Raw genomic sequence first — 21,127 nt, 5'->3', positions numbered from 1 at the left:
GCATGGGCGGCGGCATGGGTGGCGGCATGATGGGCGGCATGGGCGGCGGCATGGGTGGCGGCATGATGGGCGGCATGGGCGGCGGCATGGGCGGCATGGGCGGCGGCGGTATGGGCGGCGGCATGATGGGTGGCTTCTAAGGCCCGATCAAACTAGTTTATTGTGGGAGTTCAAATGCAAGTAAAGTTCAAGTCAATTCGCGTAGCATTCACTGCTTCGCTCATCCTGGGTTCTGCGCTGGCAACAGCGCAGAACTCGGAAGTTCGTATGAATGTGTCCCTCAAGGATGCAGACCTGGTTACAGCAACTCGGATGATTACCGAGAAGACGGGCGTTCAGTTCTATTTCACTGGCACCAAGAGCTTTAGCCGAGTTACAACAACGTTGAAGGATCAAACCGCAGATGACGTGATTCGCTACATTTGCGATGCGGCAGGTGCATACGTGACGAAGGATGCCAATGGTGTCTACAGAATCAGTGCGGACAAGCCTTCAGTAGCGGTAGCCCCGATCGAAAATCGAGCATCAGCAAGCATTTTTAAGAAGATAAAACTTCTCCACCAGGGAGCCGACGACATCTATACGCAAGTCGTTATGGGGCGAATACTGGACCCTCTTACCAAACACAGAGACATGGGCAGAGCTGTCGAGATGGCTCGAAGAGTAGTCGCACCAGGTTCTCAAGTAGGCGCTGCGGCAACGAGCTTCTTTGATTCGGCCCAGAAAATAAACCAGTTTAGACCCCAGTCAACTCCCCAGCCAGGTGTGAGTGAGCCAGCAAGTTCTGACCTCAACGGCTCCGGTTCATCAATCTCTTTGCCAGGTGAAGCTGCTTACCAGCGCGGTGGCGGTGGTGGAGGTGGCGGCGGATTTGCCGGTGGTGGCGGTGGCGTCGGCGGTGGCGTCGGCGGTGGTCAAGGTGGAGGCGGTGGTCTCGGCGGCGGACTGGGCGGTCAACAAGGCGGCGGTACGCAGCTTCAGGGCGGTCAAGGGCTTGTTCCTAGCACCATTGACTTCATAACCTACGACCCGACCGACAACAGCCTGATCGTACGTGGTTCGAGCGAAGAGGACATCAACCAACTCGCGAACATTATCGCTCAGTTCGATGTCGCGCCTAAGCAGGTCAGCATCAAAGTTGAGTTCATCACGACGACAGAAAATATCGATCAGTCTCTGGGATACAGCATTCAATATTCTCGCGGTGCTCTCATCGCTGGAATGAACGCCTCAGAATTCCAGCGAGCTACAGACCCAGTATTCTTCACTTACGCTTCTGGGGACGCAGTATTCCGACTTCGAACTCGATTATCGAACGGCTACGGACGCGTTGTGACGGCTCCGATTATTCGAACGATCAACAACACTCCTGCTACCGTTTCGGCGTTCACATTCGACTTCATTTTGGTGTCGAACTCTCAAACAACCGCTAACGGTGGTGTCTTCACAACCACGACTCCGCAGCAGTTGACGATTGGAACGTCGCTCTCGGTAACTCCTCGAATCAACGGCGACGGAACCATTTCTATGGCTCTCTCACCATTCGTTTCGACCCCGACCGGAACACGTTCGATTCCAGTATCAAACGGTGTCACGCAGGAATTTCCGATCTTCACATCGAACTCGGTTTTCGCTGTTGCGATTGTCAAGGACGGAGACACGATTGTTCTAGGTGGATTGAATACTGACTCAACCAACACTCTTGTTAACCGAGTACCGGTTCTCAGTGACCTACCGATTGTCGGTCAGTTCTTCAGGAGAACACAAAAGCAAAAGACCTCAAGCGAGCTCTTGATCTTTGTTACTCCGAAGATCATTGATGACTCCGACACAGGAATCAACCCCTAATTCGGAAATCAAATAGAATAAAGGGTGGTGAACTTTTCGTTCACCACCCTTTTTCAATTCTGAACATGAAAGCTTGGATACTGATCGGAATGATGGGAGCGGGCAAGAGTACTGTTGGCAAACGACTAGCAGATCTAGCCGGTCGGGAATACCTCGATACAGACCAGCTGATCGTCAATCGACTAGGTAAACCGGTCGATCGCATTTTTGAACAGTACGGCCAGCAGACGTTTCGAGATCACGAGAGCAGCATCATTGGTAGCCTGGAAGCCGGGGCAAAAGTCATCTCAACTGGCGGTGGTGCGGTGGTAAGAGACGAAAACTTTGAGGCTCTAAAGCGCATCGGTGTAACCATCTATCTGAAAGTCTCGCCCGAGCAGCTGATCGAGAGGCTCAAGACTAGTCGAAAAAAGCGTCCCCTGCTTATGCGAGACGACTGGGAGAAGGAGTTTATGCGGCTCTATCATGAGCGATCCACAATCTACGAGCAGTCCGAAATCACCATCGAACTCGATAGCCTGACTCTAGAAGAAGCAGCTGAAAAACTGTTTGCGGAGCTGAACCAGTGAAGACACTAGAGATCAGTCTGCGGGCTGGGTTTTCACTGGTCCAATTCGAGCCAGTTCAGATTCCGGATTCGGCGATTATCGTGTGCGATTCGAATCTCGAAGAAAAGCTCAAAAATCACAATCCAATTATCATTCCGGCCGGAGAAAGCTCCAAAAACCTAAAGCAGTACGAGCGCCTCCTCGCCGAGCTCGCAACGAGGCAAGCGAAACGCAAAACCGCCCTCGTCGCTGTCGGTGGCGGCGTCATCGGCGATCTAGCTGGCTTCGCCGCCGCTACTTACATGAGGGGAATACCCTTTATCCAGGTTCCAACAACTCTACTTGCCATGGTTGACAGTTCGGTCGGAGGCAAGGTCGGCATCGACACCGAGTTTGGCAAAAACCTCGTCGGAGCTTTTTATCCTGCAGACAAGGTGTACGTCGATACGACCTGGCTAGAATCCCTCCCGAATCGTCAGTGGCAAAGCGGCATGGCCGAAGTGCTGAAATACGGCTTCATCATGGATCCAGAACTGGCATCTAGCCTAAGCGAACAACCCCTATACAATCACCTAGATCATAGAACTCTAACAATGATCTCAAAGTGCATTCAGCACAAGAAGCAAGTCGTTGAAGCCGACGAGTTTGAGACAACAGGCTACCGAGCAATCCTTAACTTCGGCCATACGGTAGGGCACGCAATCGAGAAACTCACTAACTATGATATATACACCCACGGGGAAGCTATCTCAGTAGGAATGGTTATCGAGACCAAAATCGGAGAAAAGCTCGGGATCTGCGACTCGGGACTCAGCCAAAGAATAGAAAAGGATCTACGAGCCCACGGACTTCCCACGAACGCCGGTACTACCCAAGATGTTGAAAACATAATACAATCAATGCGAGGGGATAAAAAGTCGATGCGAGGAGAACTTTCCATGAGCCTGATCACAAACATCGGCGAATGCAAACTCGTACATGACATTCCTGAAGCACTCGTTCAAGAGGTGCTGCGTGAACATTGATCGCTATCGACCGATCATCGCCGTCCTAATGATTGCGATCCTCACTCTCACCAATCTTGCCTACCTGCTCGCCTACTCCAACCGTACCGTCACCAATTACTCCGCTAAGTGGGACATGCCCCAGGTCAAAATCCTGAACGCAATCCTGCTGATCATCCTTATCGCGCTAGCCGCGACGAAACCCAAATCCGAGGAAGAAGCATGATCGGCGAAACGCTTGGCCTGAGGTATGAAATCCAAGCGAAAATCGTCGAGGGTCCCATCTTCACAATGTATTCCGCAAGAGACCGGCTCACAGGTCGAAGTGTTGGGATCAGGGAAATCAATAAGCCCTTCAACGACGAACCTGCATTTATTCAAGGCCTTCTGGATCAGATTCCGAAACTAACGGTTGGACACCCGGCCCTCGAAAACCTCCAAGAGATCTTTGAAGAAAACGGGCAGCACTACGTCCTTTCTGAGATGCCAAAGGGCTCCTTGCTTCGAGAAAGGATCAAACGGTTCGCCCCTTTCACCGTCCCCGTCGCCCTCACCACTGCCCAAGCCGTCGCCGAGGCACTAGATGCTCTCCATCAATCCGGAATCGCGCACGGTGATGTCGGACCCCATAACGTTGTCGCTACACACGACGGAAGCGCGAAACTCGAACTCGCTGGAATCTGGCAGTGCTATCCGCTCAGCCGAACTGCGGGAGCAGCCGTGCTACCTCAGATGGCAAATTACCTCGCACCGGAAGTTTGCACCGGCGCAAAACCCAATCCGCTTTCCGATCTCTACAGCCTGGGAATCATTCTCTACGAATTACTCATCGGCTCTGTTCCGTTCCAAGGCGAAAACCCCACCGCCACAACCATGCGTCACATCAGTAGCCCCGTACCCAGCCTACGTGGAATCAATGCCGCAATACCCGTCGCCGTCGAGCAGCTAGTGAACCGTCTGCTCGCAAAGAAGCCCGAGCAAAGAATTCAATCTGCGCATGAGCTGGTCGTCGAACTTAGACAGATCAATGATCAGATCCGATTTGGTCGAACCCCGGTTGCCAAAAAGGCACCTGTCCCCGTCCAAGCTCCCATCGTCGAAGCCGCCGCTCCAACCAAACCACAAAAAAAGCCAGCAAAGGTCAGACAAGAACCGACGCCTGACAAAGACGGAGAGGAAAGAGCCAAACGAGTCAAGAAAGATCGTGACGTCCCCGGATGGCTTATGGCGCTGCTCGCACTCGCCATTCTCGGTGCAGCAGGAGTTGTCATAGCGTTCGTTGTTGACCTTGCCCAAAAACCCCGAGAGATCAAAACTCCGAATATCAGAGGCGTGAGCGTTGCTGAAGCGAGGGAGCAAGTCCGGAAGCTCAAACTCAGCGTCCGAGTCTCTGCAAAAGAGCCCAATGAGCGGCTCGAACCCGACCACATCATCAGCACGCGCCCAGCGCCGGGCCAAATGATTCGTGAGGGTGGAACAATCGATCTCGTCGTGAGCTCCGGGTCGCGGCGGGTCAAGATGCCCAGCCTTTTGAACATGACAGCCGACGAAGCCAAAATTGCTCTCGGTGCGATGAACCTGGAATTAGAAGGAAAACCCGCCCGAATCACGATCCGAAAGAACGAAGCCGTTCCTGGTGCGATCATTAAGCAACTGCCGGAAGCAGGAACCGATGTCAGTCGGTTCAGTAAAGTGCGAATCTGGATCGCAGCCTACTCCGACAACCCCCTTGGCTCACTCCCCGGCGAGAGCGACAGTGACGGCGGAGCGATGGCCAGAAGCTTTAAATTTTCTCACACCGTCAAAAACGGTGGAGAGGAAGTCCGAGTCAATATCGAGATGACCGACGAAGCTGGAACGACCGAAGTGCACAACGACTTTTACACCAACGGCGATAAGATCGACGTCAACAAAATTGGCTATGGACCCAAAGCCACATTCAAGGTTTACTATGATGGCGTGCTTCAAGAGACGGTTGATGTCGAACCGAAGCTAACCGGAGCTGCTCCCAAGCCATGAACTACGAACTTGCCCCCTCCATCCTCAGTTTTGACCTTACGTCGCTTTCGACGTCTGTTCCAAAACTGATGGGGGCCGGAGCGCACATTGTTCACCTAGATGTGATGGACGGCCAGTTCGTCCCTCCGATCACCTTCGGAGATGCGTTGGCCGCAAATCTCCGAAAGCACACAGAAGCGCCAATGGAGGCCCACCTCATGACGCTCACCCCCGAGCGACACTTCGATGCCTTCATCAAAGCCGGATGTAAACGCATCGTGTTCCACGCCGAGGCAACGTCACACGCCCACCGCCTCATCCAGAGCCTTAAGATCCAGGGTGTCGAGGCAGGGATCGCCATCAACCCCGGAACGCCCGTCTCCGCGCTCGAAGCCGTGATCGATGACCTCGACATGGCACTGGTCATGACCGTAAACCCCGGCTGGGGAGGACAATCGTTTATTGCCTCGTCCATGCCAAAAATCCGCTGGATCCGCGAGCAACGGCCCGATATGGATATTCAAGTTGATGGCGGAATTGATCCCGTCACCCTGCCCCAAGTCATTGAAGCGGGCGCAAATAGCTTTGTTGTAGGGAGCTACCTGCTCCGCGCCCCAAGCCTAGAGGAGGGAGTGCAATCAATCGTAAGTGGCTTCCCCTTAAAATAGTCGTGACCCTTTCCCTTGTGGTAGGGCTAATCCTCGCCGCAAGCTGGCCTTGGACGCTTGGCAGAATTCCGGATGCTAAGGCGACGATCGAGTCGAAACTAGACTTCCTGCAGACTGGCGGAGTGCTAGTCTTTCTGACCCTAGGTTGCCTCATCACCGCTTCCATCGGTGCTGTCATCCTCGCCCGAGCGGCCCGCGAGGAGTATCGTGAGGAACTGAACGAGAACCTTAAAGACCTCGTGACCGAAACCCAAGAGGCGATCAAACGAAAACATGAGCAAGCATGAGTTTTGGATGCAAAAGGCGTTGAGCCTTGCCGCCGAGGGCTCAAACGGCTTCAGTGCACCAAACCCGCACGTCGGCTGCGTGATCGTCAAGAATGGCGAAGTGATCGGAGAAGGACACTCTGACCCTGCTGGCGGAGCGCATGCCGAAATCAACGCGCTTAAGATGGCGGGAGCAGAAGCAAACGGAGCGTCCGTCTACGTGACGCTCGAACCCTGTAACCACCAAGGACGTACGGGACCGTGTTCGCAAGCTCTGATCCGAGCACGCGTCGCCGAAGTCGTCTACGCGGTCCCTGACCCAAATCCAATTGCCAAGGGCGGCGGGGAAGTTCTGTCGGAGGCTGGGGTAAGGGTCTTGACCGGTGTGCTAGCTTCGACGGCCCGCCACCTTCACCGGCAGTTTCTGTTTGCAACCACCCGTCGGAGACCGTTCGTAACGCTCAAAGCGGGAGTCTCGCTTGATGGCAGAATCGCATTGCCGTCGGGCGAGTCAAAGTGGATCACTTCCGAGGGGTCCCGAAGTGCCGTCCAAAAGCTTCGTGCCGAAAGGGGTTGCGTCCTCATCGGCGCCAACACTGCGCTTGTGGATCGAGCCAAGTTGACGGTTAGAGCGTTCGCTCTCAAGAATCAACCTACTCGAGTCGTCATCGATAGCCGAGGCGCCCTTCCTCTGTCACTGCCTGTTTTCAACGATGATGCACCCTCTATGAGGTTTACCCCGACGCCTTCCTGGCCGATGGATCGCCCGTTCAAGTCGATTCTTAATGTCCTAGAGACGCTGTATCAAGAGGGGCACACGGGCCTTTTAGTTGAGGGCGGCGCACGAACCCACGCGGCCTTCATAAAGGCGGGTGTTGTCGATGAGATTGAGCTGTTTGTTGCCCCAATTATTTTGGGCGACGGGCCGTCGTGGGTCGAACATCTGGGGCTGATAACACTTACCGAAGCTCCATCTTTCGTTGTTTCGACAGTCCAAGAAGTAGAGAAAATGGACAATAATGTCGAAGATCATTCAAATCTGCGAATCACCCTCCATTCCCGGAACCTTTCAAGTTTTCTAGCGTCAGAATAAGTGTCGGTCGAGAGATCGATAGTGAACTCCAAGCACTGAATAGCGAAAGCCGCCGAAAGGTAGCTTTCATCCCTCCCCAAGCCCCGTGCCTGTCTCCCCCAATGGCCGGGGCATCTTTTTGGGTAACGTAACGAAAATGTTCACCGCCGCGATTTTTCTGGCTCTCCAACAAGGTACGACTCCACCCCCAGTGAAAGAAGAAAAACCAATTCGAGTCATCCAGACCCTCGACGTCGTGGACATGGAATACACCGGTCGACTGACGAGCGGGGCAGTCTTTGACTCCAGTGTTGGAAAAACACCGTTTCGATTTCAAGTTGGCGTCGGCGCGGTTATCAAAGGTTGGGATACGGGGGTACTTGGACTTGGTGAAGGGCACTCGAAGAAACTCGTGATCCCTCCAGATCAAGCCTACGGAGCTCAAGGTTCGGGAGACGTGATTCCTCCAAACGCGACGTTAGATTTCGATGTCAAGGTAATTCGGATCATCCCCGCTGCGGTGATTGAAGTGCTCAAAGAGGGAACCGGCGAGGCCATGACTGGAAAGAGAGGAGTCGAGGCAAAGATCGTTCTTAGCATCAAAGACGGAAAGAAACTGACTCCCGACAAGGACGAGGCAGTTGTGCTTTCCCTATCTCCAGAACTTCCGTATGGAATCAATCAAGCCATCAACGGAATCAAGGCCGGCGAAAAACGCAAAGTCACCCTAAACAGCGATCTCATGTACGGCGATAAGGGAGTCCCCAATCGGGACACTCCTACCGGCAAAAAAGGCTCAATCATCCCCGGAAAGGCAACCCTAATCCTCGAAGTCGAAGCTCTTCGGCTCGTGAATCTCTAGGGGGCATCCGGAACAAACAGCGGCGAATACTCGCCCGGTTCCTCGACAAGCTCGGCCGTGACCGGAGACTCTAAGATTGTTGTCCAAAGTTCCTCGAACTCACCGTCGTCACGAATGATCCGATCAAAGCTCTCGTTATAGAACGGAGGAAAGCGTTCTTCGGACTTCTTGACGATGTCCTTGCCCGCCTTGAGCTTGGCTTTCTCGACGATATCGCTCAGTTCCCAAGGAACGCCCTCCGCCTTCTCGCCTACGCGAAAGATCAAGTCCGTGTGCTCTGGCAAAACGCAGGCAATAACTAGGTCCCACTTGCGCCCATCGGGGCGCCGAAGGTGATAAAGCACGCGATCACACTCCCAAAGAGTCAGGGGCCTGCGGTGTCGAAACGTGACAAAATAGGTGACGTTATCTGCGCGCCAGTGAGGCAACCGCCCGCGCCAGATGTGAAAGTTCGCCCACTTAGACATACTTGCTCGCCTTCTTGACGATGGCGTGAGTAGCGTCGGTATCGGATTCGGCTAGCCAACGATCAAGAGTCTCGCGAACGAAGTAGGGACGATCTTTCGCAACATCGTTGAGCCAGTTACCGACCGAGTCCTGGACATACTTCGAGGGGTCGCTCTTGAGCTTGTCCAAGATCACCAGACCCGGCGCGGGATTCTCTCGAAGCTCCATGATGTGTTTCGACCAAACGCCCCGTGGCCGGGTCGATTCTGATGCAAAGCGTCGAATGTTCTCATCCGCGTCCTGTGTCCATTCTTGCAACAGAACCAACGCCTCGCTGAGAGATTCGTGGATGTGCGGGCGAACCGCAAGCCAGGCCCACTCGCGCACGCCGAAGTGCTTGTCAGCCGCGAACGGACGAATCATGTCGAGACGTTCCGAAAGCGACTGCGAAGGCATCGCTCCGACTGCGAAACATGCCCAGCCACGAGGGGTGTCCACCTCCGAGGTCGCTGCAACAGCAAGCTCCTCGGGGCGGTGAGCAAGAACCTCGCCGATGAGCCGCATTCGAGCCACGATGCCATCCGCATCCCGCAAATCGTGCTGCAAACCCGACGACATCAACGACGGGATCAACGCCCTAATTAAGGTCGATTGATTCATTGCAAGACACTCCGAAAGTGTCTTCGTCTCTTCGCGACCCTTATTCAGCCGATCCAGGATATGCGGAGGGATCGCGGTTCGGCTCGGGTACCCCTTCCGTTCGCTCATATCAAGAAAGCGCGGCGTCCCCGCGCTCACCGGTCCGAATACGAATGGCCTCAACCACTTGAGTCACAAAAATCTTGCCGTCACCAATCTCGCCTGACTGAGCGGCTGACATGATCGCTTCAATTCCGCGTTCCAGATCAGAATCTTTGACAACCACCATCACCCTCATCTTGGGCAATAGGTTCACTGCGGGCCGAACACCTTGAAACTGCTCTGTTCGCCCCATCTGGTGTCCATAGCCTCGCACCTGCTCGCAAGTCATCCCCTGGATGCCCGCATCGTCGAGAGCTTGCTTGACCGCGTCCAGCTTTCCAACCTGAATATATGCCTCGATTCGTTTCATGTCTTCCCTGACCTTCCTCCCTCAATTATAACGCTCCGAAGAACCTGAGTGAGCCGTCTGTAAGAGTGTGGGTCAATTTGCTGCCCGGCGCACCCTGCTGATTGGGATATGTCTGGCTGTTGTGCTGGCGGCCGCCACGGTTTTTCTGACGCACAACATCGTGGTTACCGGTTTGGTGGCCGTGGCCGTCTCGGCATTCGCATTCCTCTGCGACGATCAAGAGCGACTGCTCCAACACGACATGGTTACTCAGGCCGAGTCGTTTGAACGATCTACCACCGCCGCGCTCGAACAGAAGGCCGCTGTTGATGCCTTTGCCGACGGCCTTGACGCCGGAATCTTCGTCTGCGACGACCGAGCACACATCAGCTACGCGAACTCCTTCGCTCAGCAACTCTTCGGGTTTGAAAACCCTCAGGGCCGTTCGATCCTGGCCGTGACACTCTCAGTCGAGCTGGAACAGCTTGTCCTGCAGGCAGATGAAGATCAGGGCCGGGTCGAAGCCGAACTCTCGTTCAGCTTTCCGCAAGAGCGAATATGCCGAGCCAGCGCCTGGCGAGCTCCATCGGGCTTGGGTCGGATCTACCTGGCACTAGTCGACATCACAGATATTCGGCGGCTGGAACGAGTCCGACGGGACTTCGTTGCGAACGTTTCGCACGAGCTTCGCACGCCGATGACCATTATCCGCTCGTTCAGCGAGACGATGCTCGACGATGACGACCCGGAGATTCGCGAGAAGTACTTGACCCGAATCATAAACGAAGTAGATCGCCTTACGAGCATCACCCACGATCTGCTGGTCCTCAGCACCGCCGAGTCCAGCCTCGTTCGCAAGGGGCCCTGCGACATCGGCGAAATCATCCGCTATGCTCATAACCTACTCGAGCCTAGAGCCAAAGAGAAAGGGCTCTCGCTCACCCGTGAGGCACCAGATTCATTCTTCATCGAGGCAAACAGCTCTCAGATCACCCAGGTGATTGTAAACCTGCTGGAGAATGCGATTAAATACACCGTTGATGGTGGAGTCATGGTGAAGTTCCAGGAGGAACCGGCTGGAATCCGAGTTGACTTCACCGACACCGGAATGGGAATTGCGACCGAGCATCTTCCACGCCTGTTCGAGCGATTCTATCGCGTCGACAAGGGCCGCAGCCGCCATCTTGGCGGCACCGGACTTGGGCTCAGCATCGTCAAGCATATCGTGGAAGCCCACGGAGGACGCATCAGCGTCGACTCTTCGTTGAACCAAGGTTCAACGTTTACGATCCAACTCCCAATTGGCCAAGTTGTCTCCGACGCCGAGTCGGCCTGACTTCCAGCCTGACTTCCAACGGAGCGGCCGGATGCGGTACCTTAACACCTAGTAATGGCGCGGATTGGCTTTGTAGGGTTAGGGGTCATGGGCGCGCCGATGGCAGGGCATCTTGTGTCCGCCGGACACTCGGTCACCGTTTGGAACCGCACTCAGGGCAAAGCTGACTGGCTCGTCGAGAAAGGAGCCAAACTCGCACCAAATCTTGCCTCGCTCGCCGAGTCGTCGGATGTGATCATCTCTTGCGTTGGCCGAAGCGAAGATGTCGAGCAAGTCGTCGTCGCGATGGCTGACTGCGCAACCGAAGGCACGCTCTTCATCGATCAGAGCACTATTGAACCAGCTATGGCGCGCTCACTCGCGTTGCGGCTTGCCGAGAAAGGACTTCGATTCGTAGATGCGCCCGTCACTGGTGGCTCGATGGGTGCCCAAAACGGAACGCTCACCATCTTCTGCGGCGGTTCCAATGAAGATGTTTCGGAAGCAATCGATGTCATGAAACCCTACTCCAAACGAGCCGAGCGAGTCGGCGAGGTTGGGGCTGGTCAGATGATGAAACTTGCCAACCAAGTTGCCGTAGGCGGTGCGCTTGTGGGACTCTGTGAGAGCCTTGCTTTTGCCTCCAAAGCTGGACTTGATGTCGAGCAAGCTCATGCTATGATTGGCGGTGGAGCCGGGGGTAGCTGGGCGTTTCAGAACTACGGACCAAAGCTGTTGACGGCTGACTGGACTCCGGGATTCAGTGTCAAAAACCAGACGAAAGATTTTGGATACTGTGAGTCGGCTGCTGCTGAGCTCGGCGTTGAAGTTCCGATGACCGCTTTGGTCAATCAACTCCTAAAGCGGCTCTCCGAAGTCGGACGGGAAGAAGACACTACCGCCGCACTTTACGACGTATACCTTGATCGCCTATGAACCTCGCTGTTGAGATGAGCCAGATCAGCAAGCGGTACGGCGACGTACAGGCTCTGGATTCGGTTTCCCTGCGAGTCGAAAAAGGAACGATTCACGCCCTCGTCGGAGAAAACGGCGCAGGAAAAACGACCCTAATGAAGGCTCTATACGGGGCGATGTCTCCGGATTCAGGTTCGATCTCAATCAATGGTGCCCCGGTCACGCTCCGGACCAGCCGAGAGGCAATTGCCCAAGGGGTTGGAATGGTGAGCCAGCACTACGGCATCATCGGAGAGCTCACCAACCTCGAAAACTTGATTCTTGGAGCAGAAGATGGTTCGGTCCTGAATTCGGCTTGGAATGAAGAGCGTGCGCAGCACCTTGCTCAACAAATGGGATTTGAGTTTGACTGGACTGCCGAAAGCTCGACGTTGAGCCCGGCTGGTGGGCAGAAGCTCGAAATTCTCAAGCTTTTGTGGCGCAACTCCCAGATCATGATCCTGGATGAGCCAACCGCAATGCTGTCGCCGCAAGACAGCGATGCGCTCTACGCCAGCTTGAAGCAGCTTGCAGAGCAGGGGACGACAATTATTGTCGTTACCCACCGCCTTCCGGAGGTCTTCGAGCATTGCAGGCGGGTCACCGTCGTGAGGGGCGGACTCCACATTGCCGACCACGAAGTCAGCGAGGTTACTGCGACCCAGCTTGCGGAGGAGATCGTCGGTGGAAGCGTCATCGAACGGCCAACTCCGGTTTCCAACGCCCGGACCACGAACAGCCTCGAAATCAACAACCTGCAGGTCAAGGGCGACAAGGGGCAAATCGCGGTCAAGAGCGTTTCGTTTGCACTCAAAAAGGGGCAACTCGTTGGAATCGCCGGAGTCGATGGGAATGGTCAACGAGAGCTGTTTCATGCGATCATCGGTCACTCCAAGCCGATTGCTGGTTCAGTTGAGCACGATGGAAAGGATTGGACCTCCTCGAGCATCGCAGAGAGAATTTCTGCGGGCCTGCGGGTAATTCCTGAAGACCGCCACCACGAAGGCGTTATCGAAGACTGGAGTCTTTACGAAAACTCTTCGCTCGGGCTCCAGCGGCTCCCAGAGTTTGCGAAAATCGCCAGCGGTCAACAAGAGCTTGCCGCGACCATGGCGGAAAAGTTTAGCACCAAGCATGGTGGCTTGAGTCAGCCGATGAGCAGCCTCAGCGGCGGCAACCAGCAGCGATTCGTTGCTGGTAGGGCGTTGCAACTGTCTCCGAACCTCATCCTTGCTTTCCAGCCGGCTCGCGGCCTCGATCTGAACAGTACGACGAAGGTTTATCAGGAGATCCGTCGCCGCTGCGACGAAGGCGCGACAGCAATCATTGTCAGTTTTGATCTGGACGAGCTCCTCGATTTTTGTGATCGAATCCTCGTGATGAATCACGGCGAGATGTTTGAGCCTCAGCCGGCTGAAGCTCGTGATCGAGCCGCCATTGGGCGGCTGATGGTGGGAGCGGCATGAAGATCCTCGCTCTGATCGCCGGTGGAATTGTCCTGTTTTTAGCCTCGCTATGGGCTGCCGGAGCGAATCCCGTGACGGCAATAAGCCAGCTCGTCACGGGCTCTGTCGGCTCGGCAAGTGCTCTGAGCGGAACGGTCCGAGAGATGACCCCGCTCCTCATTCTCGGGGTTTCCGTTTTTCTCGCGCTCAAGGCGGGTCTGTTTAATATCGGTGCCGAAGGTCAGTTCGTGATTGGCGCTTGTTTCTCTGCAGCGACGATGCTCGCCATCGGCGGACCACTAGGGGTCGTCGCCGGAGTCTTGGTTGGAGCGATTAGCGGTGGACTCTGGGCACTTCCGGCGGGTTACATCAAGGCGTTCCGCAACGGGCACGAGGTCATTACGACGATTATGCTTAACAACATAGCGATCAACCTCACGAAGTGGTTAGTGAGCGGCCCGTTTAAGGGCGAAAAAGCGGTGAGCGCAACCAGTGCAACTCTTCCTGTCAACTCTCAGCTCACTCCGCTTTTCAAGATCGGTCAGTTCGAGCTTCCTCAAGCGGTGGTCGTAGGCGTATTGCTAACGATTGGAGTTGGGTATTGGCTCTCAAAAACGACGAGCGGCTATGAACTGAGGGCTGCCGGAGCAAACCCTACCGCCGCTGAGTTCGCGGGGGTTAAGACTAAGCAGGTTACCGTCAAGGCGATGTTCCTCAGCGGAGCGATCGCCGGGATTGCCGGTGCCCTTCAAATCGCTCAGTTCGAGCACCGATTCTATGACGGTTCAAGCGTAGGCTATGGTTTCGACGCGCTCGGTGTCGCTCTCCTGGCGGGCGGGAATGCCTACGGTCTCTTCGCAAGCAGCTTCCTCTTCGGTGCCCTCAACAAGGGCGGAACGAGCCTGATGGGGCTGGGCATCGATAAGGGTATTACGACGATGGTGCTCGCCATTGTCATTATCATTTTCGCGGCGGTTAAGTATCGCCAGCGAGGAGGTCGAAATGATTGATCTTGTGAAGCAGTGCATCACAATGTCGATCCCGCTCGTGCTCATCGCCCTGGCAGGTTTCTTCAGCGAACGTGGTGGAGTGATCAACATTGGCCTGGAAGGAAAGACTCTTCTCGCCTGCTTCTTCTCCGTGGCCTTTTCCTCGAAGTTTGGCCCGATTCCGGGCCTGGCTCTCACCATCATCGCAACGAGCCTGGTTTCGCTGATCCACTGGCTACTAACGCAGGTTTACCGGATGGACCACATCATCAGCGGAATGGCAATCAACCTACTTGCCACCGGGGCGACGAGCTTCTTCAAGTTCAGGTTCGCCGCCGACGGGCTTCAGGACTCCGCCGTTCCGCCCAAGATGCTTCTCTACGCGCTAGGAATCATCGCTCCGATCGCGCTCTACTGGCTGAGCCACAAGACAAAGTTTGGCCTCCAGCATCGCAGCGCCGGAAGCGATCCCGACAAGGCGCGTCTGCTCGGCATCAACCCCCAAAACATACGCTTTTCGGCTCTGGTCGGAACCGGAGTGCTTTGCGCCCTGGCCGGTTCCCTGCTCGTCGCCGAAACGCCTCAATTCACCGACGGAATGACATCTGGACGAGGCTACATTGCCCTTGCCGCGCTCATTTTGGGTGGGTGGAGACCGGTCAATGCCGCATTGGCTTGCTTGCTTTTCGGAGCCGCCAGCGCGCTTCAGATTCAGTACAATGGGCAATACATCCCCTCGGAAGCTTGGAAGAGCCTTCCGTACATCGTGACACTTTTCGCCATCGCCGGTTTCCTGGGAAAGAACCGAACACCGGCTGGACTCGGTAAACCCTAGCAATGCTTCCAGTATTCCTTTTTGTAACACATGCCGACGCAAACAGCGTCTTGAAACAAGTTGTGTCAAAGCACCTCGCCATGACCAGCGGTTCGGTCTTTGTGCGGGAAGGAAATAGCAACGCACTACCAATCAAGGTCACTTTCTCACCCAAAGGAGGGAGAGCCTGGTTGCCGAATCAGACAATTGTCGAGGCCAGCGCAACGAAGATGCGATTCTATGACGATATCTTCGGCCAAGTTGCGACGGCAGAAGCTCGGACCGCCGCGCATCCTGAAAAGGATTTGGTTGCGTCCGCAGTCGTCCATCGTGGAGCAATGGCGTTCCTTATCGATGACGGAATCAAGAAAGATTTTCTGACCACCGTCTCAAAGATCCCAGGTTGGAAACTCGCCGGGCGCACTTTGAAGGCTACGGATCGCAATAAAGGTGTGACCATGATTCAGTTCGATTCTCAAAATCGGATCACCAGGCTCACGGTGACCCAGAACAAGAAGCCGATCCTCGACAACATCTTCGAGCACGTCTCAGACTCTCAAGTGCCCAGGATCCCATCTACAGCTAAAGTCAAGCCGGCACTACAAGCTCGTCCCCAGGTTCCGATCACCACCAGCCCAAAGATCATGATCTCGGTGTTCGCTGTCTGGCGATCTATGTCTCGTCTCGGGGCAGGCTCAGTGAAGCAAGTCAGCGATAGCGGAAAGTTCGAGACCCAGTTTGGTCCGGGGATGATCTCTGAAAAAGGCGGAGCCAAGCCGTGGAGTTTCAGCGGTGGAAAGCTCACGGTGAGTGGATCGACCAAGCCCGTTTCCGCCAGCATGGCTCTGGATAACCTGAAAGCAATTGGCGTTTATGTCTCACCGATCTCGCGGTACCTGATGAATGGTCAAATCCCATTTCTAGATATCTTCAATCGCGCTGACAAGATTTCTGACGGTCCTTCGATCAGCGTGGACGGCAAGATGTCAAAGATCATTAATTTGGAACGGAGCGGGAATCGGATACGGTTGTATGCCGATGCGGCTTCAAACCGTATCGTCATGGTCTCTAACGAGACTCGGGATCGGCGCGGAAACTGGATCACGGCTTCGCGCCTAAAGCTGATCTACCGCTAACCGCCTCTTTGTTTTCTAATCTTGATCCTCTCAAATATTGCGAGGGCAGCTTCCAGGGCCTTGTCTGGCTTTCCAGGCAAGATGAAGGGCGGTGCTTCGACCATAACGTCTGGTGATAGAGGATTTGCCTCGAGTCGGACACCTGCGCTGGTCAGATAATCTGCAATCGGAAGCTGAACATAAAAGCCCTGGGCAATGGGATTATAGGTGGAGAATAGCACCGCACCTGCAGATTTCTGGCCGACGACGTTGAGTTGTCCGATCTTTGGGTCGTACTCTTCATTACCGTTCTCGTTCACGATCTTGCCGTACTGTTCGCGCATCGAGGCCGTGAAAATCTCGCTGGCGCTTCCGGTTCCGCCGTTGATGAGGATCACCACATTCCCACGGAAACCGATCGACTGCTCGTCCGCGCTGAGTTGAATCGTCGAGTAAGGCGCAAGCTCCTTCAGGTCGGCCGGCTCGCGCTTTTGCTCTAAGCGGAACTTGGTGAGCGAAGCGCGGTTGAGCATCGTTCCCATCCTGACGTCCGAGTCTAAGAAGTAGCCAGCCAAGTGGAAAAGGTTTAGGACCGCGCCTCCACCATTCAGGCGCAAATCCACGACCAGATTGTCCGAACCGATTGCCTGCTTCATCAGAGCATCCACTGCCGACCGGTCGTAGGCTCGGTCGAACGTGTGGATGGTCAGGAGCATCGTCTTTGGAGCGATCTCCTTAATCGTGTCTTTGACGACGGTAGAAACTAGTCGTCGTGTGATGGTGAAGTCATATGTTTTGCCATCCGCCTTCTTAACTCGGAGCTTGACGATGGTGCCTGCTTCGCCCACCATCACTGTCTTCTCGTCGATCTTCTTCCCGTCAATCTCGATGATGAGGTCACCAACTTCAAGGCCAGCCTTTGACGCGGGGCTATCCTCGACTACTCGCGTGACGAGTCGACCACCGTCAGAGAAGATGCTGGTGATCCCGATTCCGGTTGTTTTCCCGGTGGTTCGCTGATCCATGTCCTTGGGCGTGGCGAGAAGGATGTGACTGAAGCCAAATTTTCGAAGGGCCACATTGACCGAGTTTCGAAACTCCTCGTCGTTTTTCGCTTCGTCGATTCGCGGCTTCTCAGCAGCGAGGAACTCCCTGAACTTCTTGAAGTCGATTCCCGGAATGAAGGCAGTTTGCTCAATCTTTGTTGTGAGCGATTCCAGGACCTCCGCACGTGCCTCTGGGTTTTTGTCGATGGTTTGGGCAAATCCGTTGCTTGCGATCAGCAAGGCGACCAACGGTAGAAGGCGGAAGGTTTTCATACAATGTGTAATGCTTTACGCGGAGTTAGACCAGATTACTCAGCGATGACTTCGACTTTTATGCCTATTTGTCGAATGATGTTTGCCACATCGTCGCATTCTTCTCTTCCGGCGTTATGGACGACGGACTTTCCGAGGTGGTCCACTTCCCAGGTCTCGATGTAGGCTTCCTCCTCGTCGCAATGAGTGGCGACCATGAGGATCATCATGACTTCGTCATAGGTGTTCTGCTCGTTGTTGTAAACGACGACAATCCAGCTCTCGGTCTGGGTGTTTGTTCCGCCTTCGAGGTCGGGCCTTGTGATCGTCTCAGTCATTCTGCTTAGTCGTTCCACTCCGGACAGACGGTGGTTTTCACTCCAATAGCTCCGACGACTTGTGCGATCCGCTCGCACTCCGCTTGAGTGTCAAAGTGAATCGGGGCTTTGCCATAGTGATGCGCCTCCCAGGTCTCGATCTCCGCTTCCTCTACGCCGCATTCGGTGGCGGCCATGACGGTCAGAAGCACAAGATCGTAAGGCGTGTGATCGTTATTATGGATCACCGCCATGTAGCGACCGGCATAACCAGTCTCGTCCTTCTGCTGCTCAAAAATTGTCTGACTCATTTCGTCTTTCGGAACACGACCGCGAGGCTCGCCAACGTCGCCAAAGCCGCTAGCCCAAGGTAAATCGCCTTCGGACCAGGGTAGCGAAGCACCACCCGCGTCGTTCCTTCCTTACATTGTACAAAACGAAAGCCGTCTTTGTCCGAAACTTCGCAACCTGGGGTGTCAGAAGTCATTCCTTCGATGAATCGGTCGCGGACGAAGACGTACCTTCCGGATCGGGGCATCTCCAAGACTTGGTGGTCGAAACCGTCTTCAGTGATCATGGAAGGGTGTTCGATTCGATACTTGACAAACCACTTCAGCACATCTCTCCCTGGTTGCGGCGCATCTCTTATGAGCTTGGCTGGGCTTTCTATGATAGCCCTATTTTCAAGGGATTCGATCCTTGGATTTAGCTCGATTAAACCTGCTTCTCTTTGGTCAGTTGGACTCGGACTCATCGACGGAAAGTCATCACTGATTCGCTCCCCTCGCTCAGGCATTCGCTTTGTCGCCAAATCTCCGAGGGCAGGAGAAGAAAAGATTGAACTTCGACATAACATCATGTTTCCGTTTTCGGGAGGAGCCGGTTCGGAGCCACTTGCCATTTTCAACCGATTCACGAATCGCCCGTCAAGGATCGAGTCATATCCAAACAGATCATGCACCCGCGCCACCGTTGCCAAATTTGGCGGCCAAAACGCCTGTGGTGTCTTCGCGATGTTCCAAGCCTTCGACTCAAACGCCACCCGCTCCTGTGCCGGAACATCCAGCTTCGGCAACTCCACTGGCTTGCCGCTCAGCGGGAACTGCCATGCGGCAGTAAACACCACCGCAATCCCTACCGCCACCAAAGACCGCTGACGAACCACTAAAGCCACCATCAAAGAACCCAGCACGGCTGTCAATCCAACTAGTGGAAGCTGACGGAACGTGCATCCTGTGATGATCTTGAGCATGTTCTCCACCTCCATGGTCGAGCCCGCAATGTTGATTCCGTTATAGCCAATTGCCAACAGCAACATCGGCACTGCCGCCAGTCCGAACCACTTCTTGACCGCCTTCTCCGGCAACCGATCAAACCCAAAACCCGCAAGCGCGCAGACCCCCAAAACAATGAGAACCAGCGACCGACCCGGCGATCCTGTCGCACTCCACCCCGGGAAGTAGAAGAACAGGAGGCGGTTCACTGGCGTGCCGAAGGCGAGCAGGAGCCCGAGAATAGCCAACGAAAACGGAACTGCTGGGAACCCAAAACTCCCCACTCGTTGGGGAGTCGGTGAGTCTCCTGACGAACCGGTGGGGCTGCTGTCATCGCTTGAGACTTGTTTGCGAGCAAACACACCCACCAAAGCCAGCACCAGAACCACCGGCGAAACCCAGAGCGCACACTCAGCGGGATTCGAACCTGTCTTGGCGTACATCGGCCAGTAGGCATTTGGCAATCCGGAATCTCCCAACACCGAGTTGTCCGCCGAAGGATCTCCAAGCAGTCTTGGGTGGACGATCGATAATGCTTCAAAGGGCTTCAAAGCACCCGCAACGTAGGCCGAATACCCCTCTTCCGAAGGCACATTCTTGCGGTGTGAATTCGCTGAATTTTCCAGAACGAGCGAGACTTGCGGCCAGGCAATGACGGCTCCAAAGACAACCCCTAGAAGCCCGACCAGAGCCCGACGATCCGAAAGTGCTCCAAGCAAACCTGCCAAAGCCACGGCCATCAAGCCATAAGCCGCAAACTGCAAGTGTCCCGCAAGGAGCATCATTCCGACGGCCAGTCCGACCTCTGCGACCCGCCGGGGCAAAGAAGCCGCAACAAGCCCGGCCAAAGCCCAAGGAATCCATGCCACGGTTGTGGGAACGCTAGCCAGAGGCGCCCAGGCGATCATGAACTGCGACATGGCAAACCCAATTCCGGCCACCACGGCGCCGGTCTCCGATACTCGAAGCCGCCTTAACCAAACAAACAGTCCAAGCCCCGCCAGAAACGCATGGATCACTCCCAGCACGAGCATCTTGAAAGGCACCGATCCCGGCAAGAAGGCAAACAGAATGTGGAGAGGGTAAAAGGCTCCGCTCTGCGAGTTTGCGGCAAGGGGCTGACCGGCGAGTTGGTAGGGATTGACCAACGGCATCTGTCCCTGCCGCCAGGAATCAAAGACAATGTCTCTCCAAGGCCAAAACTGAAGCACGCCGTCCGCCTGGAGAACGTCCCAGCCATAAGATGGCGCTGGCCCGCCCACCATTGCCTGAACATGCTCGGTCGGTCCAAGTTGCTTCCCGCCGAGAATGGCAGGCAAAAAAGGAATCAGGGCCGCGAGGAACAGCAGGATAACAGGGAGCCGAACCGACTTGCCGCTGGTCATTCCATAAGTTTGGCGCAGACCCGTGCCAAATCTGCTAACTGCCAACCGCTAACTGCAAACTAAGTTAGCAATAAATCGCTTGCTGCTTTGCCTTGTCGTGGTTAGGATTCACGCTCAGAATGAACTTAAGGTGGCTACAAGCGCCTTCGTAGTCGCCGAGCATCATCATGGTCATTGCGAAGTCGTAGCGGACATCAAGATTCTGGGGGGCCTGCTTAGCGAGTGCCTCAAGTGCGGCAAGCGAACCGTCGAAATCCCCCTCGAAACCCTGGATCAGGGCAAGCTGGTGACGAGCATTCACATGATTCGGATCCGCCGCTAAAACGCGACTAAGAGTCGCCTTCGCGTCTCCGTAGTTCCCCTCGCACCGTTGCTCGAAACCCTTTTGGTAAAGATCCTCAATGTTCATGGAAAATGA

23 protein-coding genes are annotated in these 21,127 nt (G+C 55.0%); 15 read left to right on the top strand and 8 right to left on the bottom strand.

The window, feature by feature from the left end; all coding sequences use genetic code 11:
• The first annotated feature begins 174 nt into the window (after positions 1 to 174).
• The 9 genes from WCK51_12260 to WCK51_12220 all read left to right on the top strand — a co-directional run bounded on the left by WCK51_12260 (position 175) and on the right by WCK51_12220 (position 8,266).
• Positions 175 to 1,848 (top strand): hypothetical protein, encoded by a 1,674-nt coding sequence (locus WCK51_12260; protein MEI7577659.1) that lies wholly within the window; start codon positions 175 to 177, stop codon positions 1,846 to 1,848.
• Between the two features lie 65 nt (positions 1,849 to 1,913).
• Positions 1,914 to 2,417, top strand: a complete 504-nt coding sequence (locus WCK51_12255) for a shikimate kinase (GenBank protein MEI7577658.1) — start codon at positions 1,914 to 1,916, stop codon at positions 2,415 to 2,417.
• Positions 2,414 to 3,421, top strand: a complete 1,008-nt coding sequence (gene aroB / locus WCK51_12250) for a 3-dehydroquinate synthase (protein ID MEI7577657.1) — start codon at positions 2,414 to 2,416, stop codon at positions 3,419 to 3,421. The genes WCK51_12255 and aroB overlap by 4 nt, the downstream gene beginning before the upstream one ends.
• Positions 3,411 to 3,626, top strand: a complete 216-nt coding sequence (locus WCK51_12245) for a hypothetical protein (protein MEI7577656.1) — start codon at positions 3,411 to 3,413, stop codon at positions 3,624 to 3,626. Before aroB ends, WCK51_12245 begins: the two co-directional genes overlap by 11 nt.
• On the top strand, positions 3,623 to 5,419 hold the full coding sequence (locus WCK51_12240; protein MEI7577655.1) for a PASTA domain-containing protein: 1,797 nt from the start codon (positions 3,623 to 3,625) through the stop codon (positions 5,417 to 5,419). The genes WCK51_12245 and WCK51_12240 overlap by 4 nt, the downstream gene beginning before the upstream one ends.
• Positions 5,416 to 6,066, top strand: a complete 651-nt coding sequence (gene rpe / locus WCK51_12235) for a ribulose-phosphate 3-epimerase (protein ID MEI7577654.1) — start codon at positions 5,416 to 5,418, stop codon at positions 6,064 to 6,066. The genes WCK51_12240 and rpe overlap by 4 nt, the downstream gene beginning before the upstream one ends.
• Positions 6,067 to 6,068: 2 nt before the next feature.
• Complete coding sequence (locus tag WCK51_12230) at positions 6,069 to 6,353, top strand: hypothetical protein (GenBank protein MEI7577653.1); 285 nt, start codon at positions 6,069 to 6,071, stop codon at positions 6,351 to 6,353.
• The gene (gene ribD, locus WCK51_12225; GenBank protein MEI7577652.1) at positions 6,340 to 7,425 is read left to right on the top strand and encodes a bifunctional diaminohydroxyphosphoribosylaminopyrimidine deaminase/5-amino-6-(5-phosphoribosylamino)uracil reductase RibD; all 1,086 of its coding nucleotides are present in this window, start codon (positions 6,340 to 6,342) and stop codon (positions 7,423 to 7,425) included. The genes WCK51_12230 and ribD overlap by 14 nt, the downstream gene beginning before the upstream one ends.
• Before the next feature lie 136 nt (positions 7,426 to 7,561).
• Positions 7,562 to 8,266 carry an FKBP-type peptidyl-prolyl cis-trans isomerase gene (locus WCK51_12220; protein MEI7577651.1) on the top strand — a complete coding sequence of 235 codons (705 nt, stop codon included), beginning with the start codon at positions 7,562 to 7,564 and terminating at the stop codon, positions 8,264 to 8,266.
• Here the strand turns inward: WCK51_12220 and WCK51_12215 are convergent.
• From WCK51_12215 to WCK51_12205, 3 genes are read right to left on the bottom strand one after another with little or no spacing between them, the layout of a single operon-like run.
• Positions 8,263 to 8,733 carry a hypothetical protein gene (locus tag WCK51_12215; GenBank protein MEI7577650.1) on the bottom strand — a complete coding sequence of 157 codons (471 nt, stop codon included), beginning with the start codon at positions 8,731 to 8,733 and terminating at the stop codon, positions 8,263 to 8,265. The two genes, WCK51_12220 and WCK51_12215, sit on opposite strands and share 4 nt — an antisense overlap.
• A complete protein-coding gene (locus WCK51_12210) occupies positions 8,726 to 9,481 on the bottom strand; it encodes a DNA alkylation repair protein (GenBank protein ID MEI7577649.1) in 756 nt (251 codons plus the stop codon). Before WCK51_12210 ends, WCK51_12215 begins: the two co-directional genes overlap by 8 nt.
• Position 9,482: 1 nt before the next feature.
• Entirely contained in the window at positions 9,483 to 9,824 is a 342-nt protein-coding gene (locus WCK51_12205) for a P-II family nitrogen regulator (protein ID MEI7577648.1), read from the bottom strand.
• A gap of 67 nt (positions 9,825 to 9,891) precedes the next feature.
• Here WCK51_12205 and WCK51_12200 point away from each other — a divergent pair, with 67 nt between their 5' ends.
• The 6 genes from WCK51_12200 to WCK51_12175 are packed head-to-tail and all read left to right on the top strand — an operon-like array spanning position 9,892 to position 16,456.
• On the top strand, positions 9,892 to 11,139 hold the full coding sequence (locus WCK51_12200) for an ATP-binding protein (GenBank protein ID MEI7577647.1): 1,248 nt from the start codon (positions 9,892 to 9,894) through the stop codon (positions 11,137 to 11,139).
• Positions 11,140 to 11,193: 54 nt separating this feature from the next.
• A complete protein-coding gene (locus tag WCK51_12195; GenBank protein ID MEI7577646.1) occupies positions 11,194 to 12,054 on the top strand; it encodes an NAD(P)-dependent oxidoreductase in 861 nt (286 codons plus the stop codon).
• Positions 12,051 to 13,538, top strand: a complete 1,488-nt coding sequence (locus WCK51_12190) for an ATP-binding cassette domain-containing protein (GenBank protein ID MEI7577645.1) — start codon at positions 12,051 to 12,053, stop codon at positions 13,536 to 13,538. Before WCK51_12195 ends, WCK51_12190 begins: the two co-directional genes overlap by 4 nt.
• Positions 13,535 to 14,527, top strand: a complete 993-nt coding sequence (locus tag WCK51_12185) for an ABC transporter permease (GenBank protein MEI7577644.1) — start codon at positions 13,535 to 13,537, stop codon at positions 14,525 to 14,527. The genes WCK51_12190 and WCK51_12185 overlap by 4 nt, the downstream gene beginning before the upstream one ends.
• Positions 14,520 to 15,341, top strand: coding sequence for an ABC transporter permease (locus WCK51_12180; protein ID MEI7577643.1), 822 nt, complete (start codon positions 14,520 to 14,522; stop codon positions 15,339 to 15,341). The genes WCK51_12185 and WCK51_12180 overlap by 8 nt, the downstream gene beginning before the upstream one ends.
• Positions 15,342 to 15,343: 2 nt before the next feature.
• The gene (locus tag WCK51_12175; GenBank protein ID MEI7577642.1) at positions 15,344 to 16,456 is read left to right on the top strand and encodes a hypothetical protein; all 1,113 of its coding nucleotides are present in this window, start codon (positions 15,344 to 15,346) and stop codon (positions 16,454 to 16,456) included.
• Here the strand turns inward: WCK51_12175 and WCK51_12170 are convergent.
• The 5 genes from WCK51_12170 to WCK51_12150 all read right to left on the bottom strand — a co-directional run bounded on the left by WCK51_12170 (position 16,453) and on the right by WCK51_12150 (position 21,118).
• The gene (locus WCK51_12170; protein MEI7577641.1) at positions 16,453 to 17,754 is read right to left on the bottom strand and encodes a S41 family peptidase; all 1,302 of its coding nucleotides are present in this window, start codon (positions 17,752 to 17,754) and stop codon (positions 16,453 to 16,455) included. The genes WCK51_12175 and WCK51_12170 overlap by 4 nt on opposite strands.
• Positions 17,755 to 17,789: 35 nt before the next feature.
• On the bottom strand, positions 17,790 to 18,071 hold the full coding sequence (locus WCK51_12165) for an ATP-dependent Clp protease adaptor ClpS (protein MEI7577640.1): 282 nt from the start codon (positions 18,069 to 18,071) through the stop codon (positions 17,790 to 17,792).
• A gap of 5 nt (positions 18,072 to 18,076) precedes the next feature.
• Positions 18,077 to 18,361 carry an ATP-dependent Clp protease adaptor ClpS gene (locus WCK51_12160; GenBank protein MEI7577639.1) on the bottom strand — a complete coding sequence of 95 codons (285 nt, stop codon included), beginning with the start codon at positions 18,359 to 18,361 and terminating at the stop codon, positions 18,077 to 18,079.
• Complete coding sequence (locus WCK51_12155; protein MEI7577638.1) at positions 18,358 to 20,709, bottom strand: hypothetical protein; 2,352 nt, start codon at positions 20,707 to 20,709, stop codon at positions 18,358 to 18,360. Before WCK51_12155 ends, WCK51_12160 begins: the two co-directional genes overlap by 4 nt.
• 64 nt (positions 20,710 to 20,773) lie before the next feature.
• Complete coding sequence (locus tag WCK51_12150; protein ID MEI7577637.1) at positions 20,774 to 21,118, bottom strand: tetratricopeptide repeat protein; 345 nt, start codon at positions 21,116 to 21,118, stop codon at positions 20,774 to 20,776.
• Positions 21,119 to 21,127: the final 9 nt, after the last annotated feature.

The sequence above is a fragment of the Armatimonadota bacterium genome (assembly GCA_037138755.1).
GTDB lineage: Bacteria > Armatimonadota > Fimbriimonadia > Fimbriimonadales > Fimbriimonadaceae > Fimbriimonas.
Note: the sequence above shows the minus strand (reverse complement) of the source record. Positions and strands in the feature narration are given on the sequence as shown.

Coding starts and splice junctions, on each gene's coding strand:
- WCK51_12260 (MEI7577659.1), top strand. CDS start 175: ATGCAAGTAAAGTTCAAGTCAATTCGCGTAGCATTCACTGCTTCGCTC.
- WCK51_12255 (MEI7577658.1), top strand. CDS start 1,914: ATGAAAGCTTGGATACTGATCGGAATGATGGGAGCGGGCAAGAGTACT.
- WCK51_12240 (MEI7577655.1), top strand. CDS start 3,623: ATGATCGGCGAAACGCTTGGCCTGAGGTATGAAATCCAAGCGAAAATC.
- rpe (MEI7577654.1), top strand. CDS start 5,416: ATGAACTACGAACTTGCCCCCTCCATCCTCAGTTTTGACCTTACGTCG.
- ribD (MEI7577652.1), top strand. CDS start 6,340: ATGAGCAAGCATGAGTTTTGGATGCAAAAGGCGTTGAGCCTTGCCGCC.
- WCK51_12220 (MEI7577651.1), top strand. CDS start 7,562: ATGTTCACCGCCGCGATTTTTCTGGCTCTCCAACAAGGTACGACTCCA.
- WCK51_12215 (MEI7577650.1), bottom strand. CDS start 8,733: ATGTCTAAGTGGGCGAACTTTCACATCTGGCGCGGGCGGTTGCCTCAC.
- WCK51_12210 (MEI7577649.1), bottom strand. CDS start 9,481: ATGAGCGAACGGAAGGGGTACCCGAGCCGAACCGCGATCCCTCCGCAT.
- WCK51_12205 (MEI7577648.1), bottom strand. CDS start 9,824: ATGAAACGAATCGAGGCATATATTCAGGTTGGAAAGCTGGACGCGGTC.
- WCK51_12195 (MEI7577646.1), top strand. CDS start 11,194: ATGGCGCGGATTGGCTTTGTAGGGTTAGGGGTCATGGGCGCGCCGATG.
- WCK51_12190 (MEI7577645.1), top strand. CDS start 12,051: ATGAACCTCGCTGTTGAGATGAGCCAGATCAGCAAGCGGTACGGCGAC.
- WCK51_12185 (MEI7577644.1), top strand. CDS start 13,535: ATGAAGATCCTCGCTCTGATCGCCGGTGGAATTGTCCTGTTTTTAGCC.
- WCK51_12180 (MEI7577643.1), top strand. CDS start 14,520: ATGATTGATCTTGTGAAGCAGTGCATCACAATGTCGATCCCGCTCGTG.
- WCK51_12175 (MEI7577642.1), top strand. CDS start 15,344: ATGCTTCCAGTATTCCTTTTTGTAACACATGCCGACGCAAACAGCGTC.
- WCK51_12170 (MEI7577641.1), bottom strand. CDS start 17,754: ATGAAAACCTTCCGCCTTCTACCGTTGGTCGCCTTGCTGATCGCAAGC.
- WCK51_12165 (MEI7577640.1), bottom strand. CDS start 18,071: ATGACTGAGACGATCACAAGGCCCGACCTCGAAGGCGGAACAAACACC.
- WCK51_12160 (MEI7577639.1), bottom strand. CDS start 18,361: ATGAGTCAGACAATTTTTGAGCAGCAGAAGGACGAGACTGGTTATGCC.
- WCK51_12155 (MEI7577638.1), bottom strand. CDS start 20,709: ATGACCAGCGGCAAGTCGGTTCGGCTCCCTGTTATCCTGCTGTTCCTC.
- WCK51_12150 (MEI7577637.1), bottom strand. CDS start 21,118: ATGAACATTGAGGATCTTTACCAAAAGGGTTTCGAGCAACGGTGCGAG.